We start from the raw sequence: 15,308 nt of genomic DNA, 5'->3' as shown, positions 1-15,308 counted from the left end.
GAGAGACTGTGATGACAGTCATTTTTTGATTTTTAGAGGGGTGACGAACATGTACGACAATACGGATAATAACGGGACCGTTCGTTGTTCATTTTGTGGGAAAACACAAGAAGAAGTAAAAAAAATTGTTGCTGGTCCGGGTGTCTATATTTGTAATGAATGTATTGATCTATGTAAAGAGATTATTGATGAAGAATTTTATGATGAAGCAGTCCGAGAATTAACGGATGTGCCAAAACCCCAAGAAATTTTAAATGTTTTAAATGAATATGTTATTGGACAAGAACGTGCAAAACGCACACTTTCTGTTGCTGTTTACAATCACTATAAACGTGTGAATCAATCAGAAACAGCTGCAACTCAAGATGACGTTGAATTGCAAAAAAGTAACATTTGTTTAATTGGACCTACAGGTTCAGGTAAAACTTTCTTGGCTCAAACGTTAGCAAAAACATTAAATGTACCTTTTGCAATCGCTGATGCGACCAGTTTAACAGAAGCAGGTTATGTAGGGGAAGATGTTGAAAACATCCTTTTAAAATTACTACAATCTGCTGACTATAATGTTGAACGTGCGGAAAAGGGCATTATCTATATTGATGAGATTGATAAAATTGCCCGTAAGAGTGAAAATGTTTCGATTACTCGAGATGTTTCAGGTGAGGGTGTTCAACAAGCCTTACTAAAAATTCTTGAAGGAACAGTTGCAAGTGTACCGCCACAAGGGGGCCGCAAACATCCACATCAAGAATTTATCCAAATAGACACAACGAATGTTCTCTTCATTGTTGGTGGAGCATTTGATGGGATTGAAACCATTGTTAAAAACCGCTTAGGCGAAAAAACCATTGGTTTTGGTAAAACCAATTCTGCTTTAAATGAAGAAGAAAGCATTATGCAACATATTATTCCAGAAGATTTATTGAAATTTGGTTTAATTCCAGAATTTATTGGACGCTTACCTGTAATGGCTGCGCTTGATAAATTAACGAATGATGATTTGGTTCGAATTTTAACAGAACCGAAGAATGCTTTGGTGAAACAATATCAAAAATTATTGTCTCTTGATGACACTAAATTAGAATTTGAACCAGAAGCATTAAAAGCCATCGCAGCCAAAGCCATTGAACGTAATACTGGCGCACGCGGACTTCGTTCAATCATTGAAGAAATTATGATGGACGTAATGTTTGATGTTCCTTCAGATGAAAGCATTGAAAAAGTTATCATTACTAAAATGGCAGCTGAAGGTGCCGGTAAACCAACAATTATTTATAACAAAAAAGATAAAGAAGCTGTATAAGATTGAAGCTGAAAACAGCTCTTTCGGCGGATCTCCGAAAGAGCTGTTTTTGTTAAGTTTTTGAATGAAAGACTGAATAGAAGAACGGAGGAAAACAATGAACGTACATAATGCAGAAATCGTGATTAGTGCGGTATCCCCTAAACAATATCCTGAATCTCAGTTACCGGAGATTGCTTTAGCTGGACGTTCGAACGTTGGAAAATCATCTTTTATTAATACCTTGATTAATCGTAAAAATTTAGCAAGAACCTCAGGTAAACCTGGTAAAACGCAAACGCTAAACTTTTATTTAATTGAGGATGCCTTACATTTTGTAGATGTTCCTGGCTATGGTTATGCCAAAGTTTCTAAAACAGAACGTGCGAAGTGGGGAAAAATGATTGAAACGTATATCACGCAACGTGAGCAATTACGTGCTGTCGTTTCTTTAATTGATTTACGTCATCCGCCGACCCAAGATGATATCCAAATGTATGAATTTTTGAAATACTATGATTTGCCAGTTATTATTGTGGCAACTAAGGCGGACAAAATTCCGCGGGGCAAATGGAACAAACACGAGAGTGTCATTAAAAAAGCTTTGAATTTTGATAAACAAGATGACTTTATTATTTTCTCTTCTGAAACAAAAGAAGGAAAAGAAGCAGCTTGGACAGCAATTGAAAAGTTTCTATAGAAAAAAACAAGCAAAATTACTCTTTTGCTTGTTTTTTTGCTTCTTCTTTTTTTGCTTCTTGTCGTTGTTTTGCCAGTTCTTCAAGAGGTACTTCTTTTTTTAATGGATCAACGGCGAAAGAATCGAAGAGTTTATCTAAGTCATTGGAACGTTCAAATTTTAATCCCATTTACTAAGCCTCCATTCCTTTTTTTTATAGTGTAGCACGTTTTTTTTCATTTGGATAGCAATAGAAATGTAAGAATTCGTAATAGGGGCACCTGGTGTAATTTCTCGTCACTAGGACTTGCCAAACATGAAAAAACAAGCTATTCTTTAGTAAGAATTAGTTAGAAAGAAGGCACTTTATGAAAAATCCGTTAATCGGCGGTGTTCGTTTTTATCAACGATTTATTTCTCCAGGATTGCCTGCACGTTGTCGCTATTACCCAACGTGTTCTCAATATATGATTGATGCAATTCATACACATGGAAGTGTCAAAGGAACAACGATGGGAGTAGCCCGGATTTTACGATGTCATCCTTTTGTTAAAGGCGGCATTGACTATGTTCCGTTGAAATTTCGCTTGACGAAAAATCCTGATGAGACCTATCATGGACCGTATACGTATCGAAGAAATAAGAAAACAGAAGTAGAAAAGGATGGATAAATATGGCAATTTTAGCATTTGATCTTGGCGGTTCTTCCGTGAAATACGGCGTTTGGACAGGCAAAGAATTAACAAATCAAGGGAGCTTTCCAACACCTGGCTCTTGGGAAGAAATGAAAGCGCATTTATATTCGGTTTATGCAGACAAAAGAAATGAGTCGATTAGTGGTGTTGCTTTTAGTTCACCTGGAGTAGTTGACGAAAAAAGTCAACAGATTTTAGGGATTTCCGCCATTCCATATATTCATCATTTTAACATTTACGAAGAATTAGAAGCGTTGTTTGGCTTACCAGTGACTATCGAAAATGATGCGAATTGTGCTGGTTTAGCAGAGATATATGAAGGCGCGGCGAAAGGGAAAAAAGAAGTGCTTTTTGTCGTTATTGGGACAGGAATTGGCGGAGCGATTTTTCGCAATGGCGAATTGTACAAAGGCGCTCATTTATATGGAGGCGAGTTTGGACTGAACTTTTTAAGTAATGGCCAAACATTCAGTGAAATTGGCACAGCTGTCAAAATGGCTCAGCGCTATTGTGAGCGAATCGGAGTCGAAAAACAGGCGGTGACAGGAGAAGAAGTTTTTGAATTGGCACAACGAGGAGATGAGATTGCTCGCGAAGAAGTCAATAATTTTTATGATTATTTGACACAAGGGTTATTCGGCTTACAGTTTTCTTATGATCCTGAAATGATTGTACTTGGAGGCGGTGTTTCTGCTAAAGAAGGCTTATTAGCAGAGATTAATCGCCGGATGCTAACGCATTTACAAACCTTTGAATTAAAAGATTTTGTTCCCGAAATCGTGACCTGCCATTATCAAAATGATGCCAACTTGATTGGCGCAGCCGCCAACTTTCAAGCAAAAACAAATTGGGAACTATAAAGAAACAGCCGATTGTTATTCTCTTCAATCGGCTGTTTCTTTATTTATTTGCCTTGTCGTCTGTGTTTTCTTCTGCAGCAATCCGCGCTTGAACTTGTTGGCGTAAAGCTTCTAGTTCTTTTTCTTTCTTTTCTAATTCAGCTAAATCTTCAGAAATTTCATGAGCTTCTTCTGCTGGCTTAGGTTGTAAAAAGACGTTTAAACCAATCGCTATAAAGGTCCCAATGAATGTATCTAACACACGTTCCATTGCATATTGAAAGGAATCGCTTTGCGGAATACTTAAAGAAATCATTAAAAGTGTCGCAGTCGCAGAAATGATCCCAGCATTGTTATTAATCCCATCAGAAACAACGATGACGATAATGACTAAAAGTGGTAGTAGCAGTAATTCTACTAAGTTTTGATTAGGAAAATAATCTTGTGCTAATACATAAAGCAAAGCTAAAAAGCCACCCAATGTGTTTCCAATAATGCGCGATTTTCCAAAAGACAAACTTGTATTTAAATCTTGTCTTAGTGAAAAAACAGCTGCTAAACAGGCAATCATAGGTGAGCCACGATGGAAAAATTGAAATAAAAGAATACACAGCATGACAGCAATTGCTGTTTTTAACGTTCGCATGCCTAAACGAAATCGACCCACTATCATAAATATTCGCTCCTAAATAACTTTTCTCTTTAATGATAACCGAAATAGAGGTAAAATTACTAGAGAAAAGTGAAGAATTATTATTTTTTAAGGGGAGTATGCATGAAAATTGGTTTACGAACAGTCAAGACAGCCATTAGCGCTGCATTAGCAATGATTATTGCGGAAAAACTGGGATTACTTTATGCCCCTTCGGCAGGGATTATTTCGGTTTTAAGTGTTACTAGCACGAAAAAAACATCTGTCATGACAGGGATTTATCGTTTGTTATCCTTAGCTTTAGCAACTATTTTAGCGTATATTTGTTTTACTTTTTTAGGTTTTACAGCGATTGCTTTTGGTATTTTTTTGTTATTATTTATTCCAGCAGCTGTGTATTTTCAATTATCTGATGGGATTGTTGTGAGTTCCGTTTTGGTAACCCATTATTTAGTCGAAAAAAATCTTTCTTGGGCGATTATTGGAAATGAGTTTTTATTAATGAGTATTGGTGTGGGACTAGCGTTATTAGCTAATTCTTATATGCCTGATACAGAAAAACGTTTAAGAGAAGACCAAGAAGTCATTGAAACAATGTTTCGTAAAATTTTAAGGGAAATGGCGCTACATTTAAACAACGCTGCAGGAGAGCGAAATTTGGTCAAGCATTGTGCAGATTTAAAAGCCTTTATTCGCACAGGCGAGACGTGGGCCAAAAATCATGCCGAGAATCAATTGCTGTCTACCAATACGTACTATTTAGAGTACTTTGCGATGAGAAAAATGCAAAGTAATATTCTAAAAAACATGTTGGAATTATTAGAAGATATTACCGTTGATGCGCAACAAGTTCGCTATATTCAACAATTGTTGGAATATACGGCAGAAACATTTGCAGAGAATAATGATGGACAAGAAATTATGAATCGAATTAAGACCGTTTATGAAACCTATCGCACAAAACCACTGCCACAAACAAGAAGTGAATTTGAAAATCGGGCGCGGCTCTTTCAGTTTTTACAATTGTTTCAGTCGTTCATCCAAGTCAAAGCGGACTTTGCCAAATTACAACTAGATAAATAAACAGAAAAGAAACCTTTTTAAACGGAGGTTTCTTTTTTGTTCTCTTAAAAATTCAGGCAAGTTCTTTAGTATTCATTGAGAATGTGTTAAACTAATGAGAAAGAAAAATAAAAGGAATGACCGCAATGGATAATGCTCAAGTGAAGAGAAAACATTTCCGTTTTCCAGCGTATGATGATGAACAGGGCGTAAAATTACCAACAGATAATGAACGTAACTTGTTTCAAGATGATCTGATTGGGAAAACAATGTCTGGTAGCAGAAGAACTGCAACATCTGCCGAAGATACTAGACAAAGCACGCCATCTGTCCAACAACCAACAACGAATCAACCAACTACAAATAAACAACCGCAACAACTAACGGCAGCACAACAAGAGCAATTAGCACGTCATCGCTCTAATTTGCCAGACTATACAAAACACGCTAGTAAAACAACGAAAAATAAACAAGCAACGAAAAAAAATAATAGCCTTTTTGGCACGCCAAAAGGAAATGGCTGGACACAAACGTATAAAAAAAAAGAAGTCGTAGCGAAACCAAGTAGACCTGCCGCATCACCATTAGTGCAGAAAACGACACCTTCTTATTTTGTTCCTAAATATATCCCGGCTTCTGTGATTCCTGAGGAACAGGAACCTAGTTTTACTGAAGAAGAGTTGCTAAAAGCAATGAAAAAAGATCGACGTTCATATGTCATTCTTGATGATGAACCAACGGCTTTTCAAGTGAAAGATACGGAAGAAGATCCAACGGTGCGGAAATTTAATATTCCAACCTCAGAACCTGAGATTCCTTTAACTAGACGACAATATCAACAAATTAAACCAGACTTAGAACGTTTTGGCGAAGATGCGTTAGATTTGCGTTCGCGTTCCCGTTTGAATGCCGCAAAGAAAAATGCTAAAAGTCAAACTGCCTATGGGAAAAAACTAGCTAAAGCGAATGCTCAAGTGGAGCCTGAAGCACCTGTGACAGAAGAAAAGAAAAAGGGCATCTTGGATAAACCATTAAGTGGGATGCTAGAAGATTCAAGTTCTGTATTAGAAAACAGTAAATATTTTAGTTAAGAGATGAAACTTGCATGTGGAATTGAAACATGTAAGTTTTTTATTCTGTTTTAATAGTTGATTATTTTTTTGTTTTATACGATAATGAATCTCGTATGATTGAAATTTTTTTAAAAAAGGTATGTTTTATATAGTGACAGAGAAGAGGATTATAATGGGAAATCAAGAGAACAAATTATACCATTTTGTCGGAATTAAAGGTTCTGGCATGAGCTCATTAGCGTTGGTCTTACACCAAAAAGGCTACAACGTTCAAGGATCAGACGTAGAAGAGTATTTCTTTACACAACGGGATCTTGAAAAATCAGGTGTCCCTATTTTACCATTTAATGCAGATAATATTGATAAAGACATGATTGTTATTGCTGGAAATGCTTTTCCAGATACCCATGAGGAAATCGCCCGCGCCATCGAATTAGGCGCAGAAGTAATTCGTTACCACGATTTCATTGCTCGTTTTATCGAACCGTATACAAGCATTGCTGTAACAGGGTCACACGGGAAAACAAGTACGACTGGTTTGCTAGCACATGTATTAAGTGGTATCAATCCAACTAGTTATTTAATAGGGGATGGCACTGGCCACGGCGAACCAGATGCTGATTTCTTTGCATTTGAAGCGTGTGAATATCGCCGTCATTTCTTGGCTTATTCACCAGATTATGCGATTATGACGAATATCGATTTTGATCATCCGGATTACTATAAGAGCATTGAGGACGTTTTTTCAGCGTTCCAAACAATGGCTCATCAAGTCAAAAAAGGAATTTTTGCTTATGGTGATGATAAGTATCTTCGTCAGTTAGAATCAGAAGTGCCAGTTTATTATTATGGCGTCAGTGAAGAGGATGATATCCAAGCACGAAATATTCAACGAACAACGGAAGGCTCATCTTTTGATGTTTATCACAAGGATGATTTTGTAGGTCATTTTGTCTTACCAGCATTTGGCCATCACAATATCATGAATGCGCTAGGTGTGATTGCTGTGGCTTATTTTGAAAAACTTGATATGCAAAAAGTCGCAGAAGAAATGCTAAGTTTTAAAGGTGTGAAACGTCGTTTTAGCGAGAAAAAAGTCAGTGACATGATTATTGTTGATGATTATGCGCACCATCCAGCCGAAATTAAAGCAACGATTGATGGCGCTCGTCAAAAATATCCTGACAAAGAAATTATTGCTGTCTTCCAGCCGCATACATTTACACGAACAATTGCCTTAATGGATGAATTTGCTGAAGCACTGGATTTAGCAGATGAAGTATTCTTATGTAATATTTTTGGCTCTGCGCGTGAAACACAAGGCGAGGTACGCATTGAAGATTTAGGTGAAAAAATTCAAAAAGGTGGACAAGTAATTACCGAAGATAATGTGTCGCCTTTACTAGATTTTGAAAATGCAGTGGTTGTCTTTATGGGCGCTGGCGACGTTCAGAAATTTGAACAAGCCTACGAAACATTACTAAGTAACACAACTAGAAACGTTTTATAAGAGAACATAATCAAAATCGGGACAGGGGTATCTGGCTTCAAAAAATAAGAAGCTGCTCCTGTTCCGTTGTTTGTTTTTAGAATGCTAGCATGGTAGATCAGTTGGTTTTGTTTAAACATCCTTTAAAGACTACTTTTTAACTTGCCTTTTAAGTACATTTTGGTACAATTATCTTATCAATAACGGAGGTGTACTAATTTGAATATCGGAAAACCGAGAAAATTAGGCAAAACCATCGAAGATATCGAAGAGGGAGATTCGTTGTCCTTGACAGAGTCAATTGAAGACAAGGACTTATTACTTTACTTGGGCTTGACCAATGATGCGAATCCTTTATATATCCAACATGATTATGCCCAAAAAACAGAATATGAAAAACCAATCGTACCATCAATTATGCTGATGGGAATTATCACTAGTGCGATTTCTAAACATTTACCAGGACCAGGTTCACATGTTGTGAATTTCTCTGTGAACTTTGTGGAACCCGTTTTTCATTACGAAACATTGACTTTCCAATTAGAAGTAATCAAAGTCGACAAAATGAAAGATGTGATTACCATTTCTGTTGAGGCGGTTAATGAGCAAGAAAATCGCGTGTTAGATGCAGTGGTGATGGTTCAACCACCCCAAGTGACGATTGATGAACTAACAGAGAAAGAAGGGACTTTAACTTATGAATAATCAAGAGTATATCCAAACTGGCACAGGGTTGAATAAATTTTATGCCAAAATTTACGGATTTTTAGCGTTAGGAATTGGTATTAGCGCAATCATGGCTTATGCCATGACGACTGTCTTTTTACCTGTTCTAGCTACTTTATTCCAATCAAGCTTAGCTTTTTGGATGATTTGGCTTGTTGAAATTGGCTTAGTTTTATATCTAGGCGCAAAAGCACAGAAGAATCCAACCATTGCGATTGCAGGATTTGTTGCGTATGCATTATTAAATGGTGTCACTTTATCCGTGACTTTATTAATGTATACTGGTGGAACAGTGGCCGGCGCATTTTTAAGTGCAGCAGCTACCTTTGGCGCGATGTCATTAGTAGGTGTCTTTACGAAGAAAGACCTATCAGCAGTTGGTCATGCCGCTTATAGTGCCTTAATCGGAATTATCATTGCGATGTTGCTAAATATGTTCCTTTTACACAGTAGTGCTGTAGAATTTTTTATTTCCATTTTAATGGTCCTAATTTTCTCAGGGATTACTGCTTATGATAACCAACGTATTCGCCAAGTCTATGCGCAAACAGGTGATCAAGCAGGTACTGGGATGGCCGTTTTCTTCGCATTACAATTATACCTTGACTTCATCAACTTATTCTTAGCTTTCTTAAGAATTTTTGGTAAAAACAACTAACATGAACGTAAAAGAGCCAATCTGCTCCAGCAGATTGGCTCTTTTTTTAACCCATTCCAATAGCGAAATTCAACAGTTTATCAGAGTATGTTGGGTTTTCTAAATCGGTTTTCATTGTTTCATTCAGTAGACTAAGCTGATCAGTAATGATGCCATCGACACCATAAAAAATCATTCGCGTCATAACATCTTCATCATTTGCTGTCCAAGCATAAACCTTTTTACCATCATGATGAGCGGCATTTACAAAGTTACGATTCATTGTACTGTATTCCATAGTAAAAAAGTCAACTGGCATTTTAGGCGGTCCCACAATGTTGAAAGGAATAACGTAGCCTACATAAAAGCGTGGTTCTTCTTTCTTTAAGGCCATCGCCGTATCATAGGTTAAGGTATGAAGGATATGACCGTTTTCTAAAATATTTTCGCGGTATTGTTTGACAAAGCGCTGCACTAAATCAGGGCTATCCTGAGGCGTGGTTTTGATTTCAATTAATAAACGTTGTTTTAATTGATTGGCTTTGGCTAAATAATCATCGAAAGAAACCATTTTAGCAGTTTGCCCATTTTCTGTGACATTCATATTCGTTAATTCTTTAAGTGTTAATTGATTTGGTCGTTTATTAACGCCCGTTAACGCCCGTAAATTAAAATCGTGCATGACAATAAACTGATGGTCTTTAGTTTCTTGAATATCCATTTCAACATAATCAGGTTTCGCCTTATTGGTCTCGATTAAAGAGTCTAAGGTGTTTTGAACACCATTGTTACCATTGACACCACGATGGGAGATAGTAACAGGTTTTCGGTCAGGGGTATGACTTAGGTAATTTGTATTATAAGTACCTACACCAATTCCGAAGATGATTGCAATCAAACAAAAAAGAACGACTCTGAAGGTGGTCCATTCTACCCGAACTTCTGATTTCGGGGTGAACCATTCTGGCGTGTCAGGTAAAATCCCTTCATCCTCCATGTCATCAACAATAATGTAAAAAATAGCAACACTAGACAACACCAAGTTTAAGAGCATCATAACCTGAAGGAGTGTCATAGCGATGACAGCACTAGGTAAAGACCATTCAGGTTTAAACGTTTCAACGGCGGTTTGACCTAAAAATATCAAGAAATAGCCAGCCGTAAAAATCCCTAAAACAGTTCCGCCAATAATAATAAATTGTCCCAGAATTTGGAAAAAGCGCCGCTTCGTAATTTGCCAACTACGTTTTAAAGACTCACGAAAACCAACATCACGTAAAATCAATTCTGGGAGGGCAAAAGCAAGTCGAATCGCTAAATATAAGATAATCAGCTCTAACAGTACGAAACCAATAATAATAATGACGCGATTTGCAAAAATAAAATCTAAGATAAAGGCTGGAATCTTAACTCTTGTTAATAAATAAGAGCGGAAGGTTAACCCACTTAATGGTAAAATCAAAAAGAAATATGCCAGGAAAAACAGAAAGGTAATTCCTCGAACTTTTTTGATCTGAAGCAAGGTGCCGTGCAATAATTGCGTTAGAGTAATTGGTTGCTTTTTCTTAATAAAATAGACACTTAGCAATAAAAAAGTAAATTCAAAAAAGAGCGCCAGTAAAATTAACAGTCCAATCAGTAGAAAAGTCAAAAGGACATAAGGATGTTGCGTGGCAATTGCCCCTAAGTTATCATAGGAAATATAATCAATCCCACCTTCTTTGAGTACCAATTTGGATAAACTTGTTAATAAAGGCAATAGAACGAATAACATAAATCCGTGCATCAAGAGCACGTCGCGAAAATATGCCGTTGTCCCTTTAAGAAAATCTAGCGTATTCACAATACTATTTTTAAAATAACTAAACATCAAAAGTCCTCCAGTTTCTAACAAAATTCCATAATAAAAGGACTAAATCAAACTGACACAGGCAAAGTTTTGATTTAGTCCATTCGCTTTTTTATTTATTTTACATTCCCAGTAAGCTAGTTAAAAATGTTCCGCCATAAATTAACGCAAGACTATATAAATAGATAGAAGCAGGTTTTGCTAATAAAATAATCAGAGTAAATTTTTTCACAGACATTTTTGTTAGACCGGCCATTAAACAAAGCGCATCATCCGGTGCAATCGGGAAGAAAATTGCTAAAGCAAACAATCGTTCAAAACGTTTTTCATTGTCTAACCAACCGATATACTTGTTATATGTTTTATCACTGACAAGGCTCATAATGAACGGTTTCCCATAATTACGACCTAGTAAGAAAATAATGATAGAGCCAAGTGCAATACCAACGTAATTATAGACGAAGCCCATTGTTGGTCCGAAAATCAAGACCCCCGCAGCACAGCTGACACCACCAGGAATAATCGGAATAACCACTTGAATAATCTGAATTAACATGAAAATAATCGGACCGAGAATGACAGATTGCCCTACTAGTCCTCTTAGGGCATTGATATCCTTGAAGACACCCAATCGAATAAAATAGATGGTTGCAATAATGGTTGCAACAATGCCTAAAATGGAAATAATATTAACAATTTTTCTAGACAGGGTAACACTCACATTTCTCATCTCCTTTAGTTATACTCATTATACTTTTAGTATATAACTTTTTATCAATATACTTTTAGTATATAACTTTTTATCAATAAAAAACATCGTTTGTTCTTTCTGCAAACGAACAAAGTTGTAAGATACACATCATTTGATAGGTTTATTATACAAAAAAAGAAGTAGAAAAGACATCCTACTTAAGACCCATTCTGCACTGATCTTTCGAAAGAGAGTTAAAGAAACGAAAGTGGTGCATCTTTTAGTAATATTATAGAGGGGCAAAGAGTGAAATTAAATTTGCATCTACATCTTTAATGATTGCGTATCGTTGGCCCCAAGGTGCATTCCAAGGTTCTTTAAAAACGATGTAACCAGCTTGGCTTATTTTTTTCACGGTGTTATCAACTTCTGCGGCCGTTTCACAAAGAAAAGCAAGTTCAATTTTATCTCCTTGCTGACTAGGCGCAAACCCATAGACGCCAGTAATCATTTGTAGTGAATTTAAAGAAATCCTGACGCCATTGTTTTGTAATTCTGTGTAATCGGGCGAAGCTTCTCCCAGCACGTTAAAACCTAGCGTTTGGTAAAAAGAGAGTGCTTGTGTCATATCGTTGACGATAATACCGACCATATCTAACTTCATCCTCATAACCTCCGATCTATGATAAAATAAGTGTAAGGGATTTTTGGGTAAAAACCAAACGATTTAGAGCGAGAGTGCTTAAAAAATTAGAATGTAACAGTTTACAACGAAGAATAAGAAGACTATAATTATGTTAACTAGTTTTAGGTGTACCTAAAAGTGAAATGTGTGAACAAGATAGATTGAGGGATGTTGGATGAAAGAAAAGAAAACGGAAAAAATGCTTAATTATGCAAATGGACCTAGTTTAGAAGAGATAAATAATACCGTCGAGGTACCTAAAAACGCTAGCTTTTGGCGAACTTTGTTAGCCTATAGCGGACCGGGCGCTTTAGTGGCTGTTGGTTATATGGATCCAGGAAATTGGATTACTTCAATTGCTGGTGGAGCGGAATATAAGTACACGTTACTTAGTGTGATTTTGCTTTCTAGTTTAGTTGCCATGTTACTACAAAGTATGGCTGCGCGCTTAGGAATCGTGACAGGAATGGATTTAGCTCAAGCGACTAGAGAGCATACAAGTAAACGAACGGGCGTTGCCTTGTGGGTGGTGACGGAGTTAGCCATAATGGCTACAGATATCGCTGAGGTAATTGGTGGTGCCGTTGCTTTGCAATTATTATTTGGTTTTCCATTATTAATTGGTGTGTTGATAACAACGTTTGATGTTTTATTACTTTTGCTACTGACAAAGTTAGGCTTTCGCAAAATCGAAGCAATTGTTTCTTGTTTAATTGCAGTCATCTTTTTTGTTTTTGCTTATGAAGTGGCATTAGCAGATCCAAATGTTGGTGAAGTATTACGAGGTTTTATTCCAGACACAAAAATAGCGACAGATAAATCTATGTTATTTTTAGCCTTGGGAATCGTTGGAGCGACAGTCATGCCTCATAATTTATATTTGCATTCTTCCATTGCGCAAGCACGGAAATTTGATCGTAACGATGATGCTGAGAAAGCCAAAGCAATTCGTTTCACTACTTGGGATTCAAATATTCAATTAACTGTCGCTTTCGTCGTAAATTGTTTGCTGTTAATTTTAGGAGGAGCATTATTTTATGGAACCAACAGTGAATTAGGTAAATTCGTTGATTTATTTGATGCCCTGAAAAATCCAGATATTGTTGGTAATATTGCTAGCCCAGTGTTAAGTATTCTTTTTGCAATTGCTTTATTGGCTTCGGGTCAAAATTCAACGATTACAGGTACGCTGTCAGGACAAATTGTGATGGAAGGCTTTATCCATTTAAAAATGCCGTTGTGGGCACGACGAGTGTTAACTCGTTTGTTAGCAATTGTGCCAGTCATTATCTGTGTCATTATCTATGGTGGTAGCGAAACGGCTGTTGAAGACTTGTTACTTTATACGCAAGTTTTCCTAAGTATTGCTTTGCCAGTGTCGATTATTCCTTTAACGATGTATACAAGTGATAAAAAATTAATGGGCCAATTTGCGAATCCAGCGTGGGTGAAATTTTTAGCTTGGATTATTGCAATTGCCTTGACGTTATTGAATTTATTTTTAATTTATGGCACATTAACTGGTTTAACGAATTAATAAAAACAAAGGCTGACTGGAAAAGTCAGCCTTTGTTTTTTCATAGAATTTGCGCGTAAGAAATGGTAGAATAGGAAAGATGAAATACAAGGAAGAGAGGCTTTCACGTGACAGATTATTTAAATGTAGGAAAAATTGTGAACACACAAGGAATCAAAGGAGAAGTTCGGGTCATTTCGAAAACGGATTTTCCAGAAGAACGTTATCAAAAAGGGGCAACGTTACTGTTATTTCAAGAGAAAAAAGCACCAATTGAATTGGTCGTGAAGTCCCACCGCAAGCATAAGAATTTTGACATTTTAAGCTTTGAAGGACATCCAAATATCAATGATGTTGAAAAATATCGTGACGGTATTTTAAAAGTTGCAAAAGACAATCTCGCTGAATTGGCAGAGGACGAATTTTATTATCACCAAATCATTGGTGCCACTGTTTATGATGAAACCGGTAGTGAACTGGGAAAAATTAAAGAAATTTTATCTCCTGGTGCGAATGATGTGTGGGTCGTCCAACGACCAAAGAAAAAAGATTTACTTTTACCGTATATTGAAGGCGTTGTTACAAAAGTCGATGTCGAAAATCAACGGATTGATGTGGACATTCCAGAAGGATTGATTGACGATGAGAATTGATGTATTAACTCTTTTTCCTAGAATGTTTGAAGGGCCAATGGGGGAATCAATTATTGGGAAAGCTCGGGAAAAGCAGTTATTAGAATTGAATGTCTCTAATTTTCGCGATTTTTCAGATAACAAACACCAAACGGTCGATGATTATCCGTATGGCGGTGGCGCGGGGATGCTTTTAAAAGTACAACCGATCTATGATAACCTAAAGGCAATTGAAGAAGAGACAAACCAGCAACCAAAACGGGTCATCTTATTAGATCCAGCAGGAAAACCATTTAATCAGAAAATGGCCGAAGAATTTTCACAAGAAGAACATTTAGTTTTTATTTGTGGACATTATGAAGGCTATGATGAGCGAATTCGCACGATGGTTACAGATGAAGTTTCATTGGGGGATTACGTTTTAACAGGGGGCGAATTAGGCGCAATGGTCATGATTGATGCGACAGTCCGTTTATTACCTGATGTCTTAGGTAACAATCTTTCTGCACAAACGGATTCACATTCCACTGGCCTATTAGAACATCCACAATATACCAGACCTGCTATTTTTAACGATATGGAAGTCCCTGCCGTGCTAACGAATGGTAACCATAAATTAATTGCAGAATGGCAACTAAAAGAATCATTACGACGGACCTTTTTGCGTCGACCTGACATGTTAGAATCATTAGAAATGACGCCTGAAATGTTGAAGTTATTAGAGGAAATTAAACAAGAAGAACAAAAATAAGGGAACTTTCAAGAAAATTCTCTTTACAGCTTATTTTGTCTATGGTACAC

The 15,308-nt window shown here is 36.8% G+C and carries 17 protein-coding genes; 12 read left to right on the top strand and 5 right to left on the bottom strand.

Features of this window, described 5'->3' with window-relative positions; genetic code table 11:
- Positions 1 to 49 precede the first annotated feature (49 nt).
- Both clpX and yihA read left to right on the top strand, forming a co-directional pair.
- Complete coding sequence (gene clpX / locus IGI87_RS08490) at positions 50 to 1,303, top strand: ATP-dependent Clp protease ATP-binding subunit ClpX (RefSeq protein ID WP_104854080.1); 1,254 nt, start codon at positions 50 to 52, stop codon at positions 1,301 to 1,303.
- Between the two features lie 97 nt (positions 1,304 to 1,400).
- The gene (yihA, locus tag IGI87_RS08485) at positions 1,401 to 1,982 is read left to right on the top strand and encodes a ribosome biogenesis GTP-binding protein YihA/YsxC (RefSeq protein WP_002357155.1); all 582 of its coding nucleotides are present in this window, start codon (positions 1,401 to 1,403) and stop codon (positions 1,980 to 1,982) included.
- 16 nt (positions 1,983 to 1,998) lie between these two features.
- Here yihA and IGI87_RS08480 read toward each other — a convergent pair whose 3' ends face one another.
- The gene (locus tag IGI87_RS08480; RefSeq protein ID WP_002362024.1) at positions 1,999 to 2,151 is read right to left on the bottom strand and encodes an SPJ_0845 family protein; all 153 of its coding nucleotides are present in this window, start codon (positions 2,149 to 2,151) and stop codon (positions 1,999 to 2,001) included.
- 178 nt (positions 2,152 to 2,329) lie between these two features.
- Between IGI87_RS08480 and yidD the strand changes: the two genes are divergently transcribed.
- Together yidD and IGI87_RS08470 are read left to right on the top strand one after the other, a co-directional pair.
- Entirely contained in the window at positions 2,330 to 2,632 is a 303-nt protein-coding gene (gene yidD / locus IGI87_RS08475) for a membrane protein insertion efficiency factor YidD (RefSeq protein WP_002357157.1), read from the top strand.
- 2 nt (positions 2,633 to 2,634) lie between these two features.
- Positions 2,635 to 3,516, top strand: coding sequence for an ROK family protein (locus IGI87_RS08470; protein ID WP_002360061.1), 882 nt, complete (start codon positions 2,635 to 2,637; stop codon positions 3,514 to 3,516).
- Positions 3,517 to 3,556: 40 nt separating this feature from the next.
- On the opposite strand, the gene IGI87_RS08465 is transcribed toward IGI87_RS08470, so the two are convergent.
- Positions 3,557 to 4,168: an FUSC family protein gene (locus IGI87_RS08465; protein WP_002395185.1), complete on the bottom strand. Its 612-nt coding sequence runs from the start codon at positions 4,166 to 4,168 to the stop codon at positions 3,557 to 3,559.
- 102 nt (positions 4,169 to 4,270) lie between these two features.
- Between IGI87_RS08465 and IGI87_RS08460 the strand changes: the two genes are divergently transcribed.
- The 5 genes from IGI87_RS08460 to IGI87_RS08440 all read left to right on the top strand — a co-directional run bounded on the left by IGI87_RS08460 (position 4,271) and on the right by IGI87_RS08440 (position 9,155).
- Positions 4,271 to 5,230 carry an aromatic acid exporter family protein gene (locus tag IGI87_RS08460; RefSeq protein ID WP_104854079.1) on the top strand — a complete coding sequence of 320 codons (960 nt, stop codon included), beginning with the start codon at positions 4,271 to 4,273 and terminating at the stop codon, positions 5,228 to 5,230.
- A 116-nt stretch (positions 5,231 to 5,346) separates the two neighbouring features.
- Positions 5,347 to 6,300: a hypothetical protein gene (locus IGI87_RS08455; RefSeq protein WP_438736654.1), complete on the top strand. Its 954-nt coding sequence runs from the start codon at positions 5,347 to 5,349 to the stop codon at positions 6,298 to 6,300.
- 154 nt (positions 6,301 to 6,454) lie between these two features.
- Positions 6,455 to 7,792: a UDP-N-acetylmuramate--L-alanine ligase gene (murC, locus tag IGI87_RS08450; protein WP_002357163.1), complete on the top strand. Its 1,338-nt coding sequence runs from the start codon at positions 6,455 to 6,457 to the stop codon at positions 7,790 to 7,792.
- A gap of 198 nt (positions 7,793 to 7,990) precedes the next feature.
- Positions 7,991 to 8,476 (top strand): MaoC/PaaZ C-terminal domain-containing protein, encoded by a 486-nt coding sequence (locus IGI87_RS08445; protein ID WP_002357164.1) that lies wholly within the window; start codon positions 7,991 to 7,993, stop codon positions 8,474 to 8,476.
- Positions 8,469 to 9,155 (top strand): Bax inhibitor-1/YccA family protein, encoded by a 687-nt coding sequence (locus IGI87_RS08440; protein WP_002364139.1) that lies wholly within the window; start codon positions 8,469 to 8,471, stop codon positions 9,153 to 9,155. The genes IGI87_RS08445 and IGI87_RS08440 overlap by 8 nt, the downstream gene beginning before the upstream one ends.
- Before the next feature lie 46 nt (positions 9,156 to 9,201).
- Here IGI87_RS08440 and IGI87_RS08435 read toward each other — a convergent pair whose 3' ends face one another.
- The 3 genes from IGI87_RS08435 to IGI87_RS08425 all read right to left on the bottom strand — a co-directional run bounded on the left by IGI87_RS08435 (position 9,202) and on the right by IGI87_RS08425 (position 12,338).
- On the bottom strand, positions 9,202 to 11,004 hold the full coding sequence (locus IGI87_RS08435; protein ID WP_002364138.1) for a glycerophosphoryl diester phosphodiesterase membrane domain-containing protein: 1,803 nt from the start codon (positions 11,002 to 11,004) through the stop codon (positions 9,202 to 9,204).
- A gap of 100 nt (positions 11,005 to 11,104) precedes the next feature.
- Positions 11,105 to 11,713, bottom strand: a complete 609-nt coding sequence (locus tag IGI87_RS08430) for a TVP38/TMEM64 family protein (RefSeq protein ID WP_002383106.1) — start codon at positions 11,711 to 11,713, stop codon at positions 11,105 to 11,107.
- Positions 11,714 to 11,963: 250 nt separating this feature from the next.
- Complete coding sequence (locus tag IGI87_RS08425) at positions 11,964 to 12,338, bottom strand: VOC family protein (RefSeq protein ID WP_113794238.1); 375 nt, start codon at positions 12,336 to 12,338, stop codon at positions 11,964 to 11,966.
- A 196-nt stretch (positions 12,339 to 12,534) separates the two neighbouring features.
- Here IGI87_RS08425 and IGI87_RS08420 point away from each other — a divergent pair, with 196 nt between their 5' ends.
- The 3 genes from IGI87_RS08420 to trmD all read left to right on the top strand — a co-directional run bounded on the left by IGI87_RS08420 (position 12,535) and on the right by trmD (position 15,258).
- On the top strand, positions 12,535 to 13,896 hold the full coding sequence (locus IGI87_RS08420) for an Nramp family divalent metal transporter (protein ID WP_002360069.1): 1,362 nt from the start codon (positions 12,535 to 12,537) through the stop codon (positions 13,894 to 13,896).
- Between the two features lie 107 nt (positions 13,897 to 14,003).
- A complete protein-coding gene (rimM, locus tag IGI87_RS08415) occupies positions 14,004 to 14,528 on the top strand; it encodes a ribosome maturation factor RimM (protein WP_002360070.1) in 525 nt (174 codons plus the stop codon).
- Positions 14,518 to 15,258: a tRNA (guanosine(37)-N1)-methyltransferase TrmD gene (gene trmD, locus IGI87_RS08410; RefSeq protein ID WP_002389350.1), complete on the top strand. Its 741-nt coding sequence runs from the start codon at positions 14,518 to 14,520 to the stop codon at positions 15,256 to 15,258. The genes rimM and trmD overlap by 11 nt, the downstream gene beginning before the upstream one ends.
- The last annotated feature ends 50 nt before the right edge of the window (positions 15,259 to 15,308 follow it).

The organism is Enterococcus sp. DIV1444a (assembly GCF_051712125.1).
Taxonomy (GTDB): domain Bacteria; phylum Bacillota; class Bacilli; order Lactobacillales; family Enterococcaceae; genus Enterococcus; species Enterococcus faecalis.
This window is presented reverse-complemented; position numbering and strand designations above follow the sequence as displayed.

Bases quoted from the DNA above. Each gene is read 5' to 3' on its own strand.
- murC (WP_002357163.1), top strand. From the start codon at position 6,455: ATGGGAAATCAAGAGAACAAATTATACCATTTTGTCGGAATTAAAGGT.
- IGI87_RS08435 (WP_002364138.1), bottom strand. From the start codon at position 11,004: ATGTTTAGTTATTTTAAAAATAGTATTGTGAATACGCTAGATTTTCTT.
- trmD (WP_002389350.1), top strand. From the start codon at position 14,518: ATGAGAATTGATGTATTAACTCTTTTTCCTAGAATGTTTGAAGGGCCA.
- clpX (WP_104854080.1), top strand. From the start codon at position 50: ATGTACGACAATACGGATAATAACGGGACCGTTCGTTGTTCATTTTGT.
- IGI87_RS08430 (WP_002383106.1), bottom strand. From the start codon at position 11,713: ATGAGAAATGTGAGTGTTACCCTGTCTAGAAAAATTGTTAATATTATT.
- IGI87_RS08470 (WP_002360061.1), top strand. From the start codon at position 2,635: ATGGCAATTTTAGCATTTGATCTTGGCGGTTCTTCCGTGAAATACGGC.
- IGI87_RS08480 (WP_002362024.1), bottom strand. From the start codon at position 2,151: ATGGGATTAAAATTTGAACGTTCCAATGACTTAGATAAACTCTTCGAT.
- IGI87_RS08465 (WP_002395185.1), bottom strand. From the start codon at position 4,168: ATGATAGTGGGTCGATTTCGTTTAGGCATGCGAACGTTAAAAACAGCA.
- IGI87_RS08425 (WP_113794238.1), bottom strand. From the start codon at position 12,338: ATGAAGTTAGATATGGTCGGTATTATCGTCAACGATATGACACAAGCA.
- yihA (WP_002357155.1), top strand. From the start codon at position 1,401: ATGAACGTACATAATGCAGAAATCGTGATTAGTGCGGTATCCCCTAAA.
- IGI87_RS08460 (WP_104854079.1), top strand. From the start codon at position 4,271: ATGAAAATTGGTTTACGAACAGTCAAGACAGCCATTAGCGCTGCATTA.
- IGI87_RS08420 (WP_002360069.1), top strand. From the start codon at position 12,535: ATGAAAGAAAAGAAAACGGAAAAAATGCTTAATTATGCAAATGGACCT.
- IGI87_RS08440 (WP_002364139.1), top strand. From the start codon at position 8,469: ATGAATAATCAAGAGTATATCCAAACTGGCACAGGGTTGAATAAATTT.
- IGI87_RS08455 (WP_438736654.1), top strand. From the start codon at position 5,347: ATGACCGCAATGGATAATGCTCAAGTGAAGAGAAAACATTTCCGTTTT.
- yidD (WP_002357157.1), top strand. From the start codon at position 2,330: ATGAAAAATCCGTTAATCGGCGGTGTTCGTTTTTATCAACGATTTATT.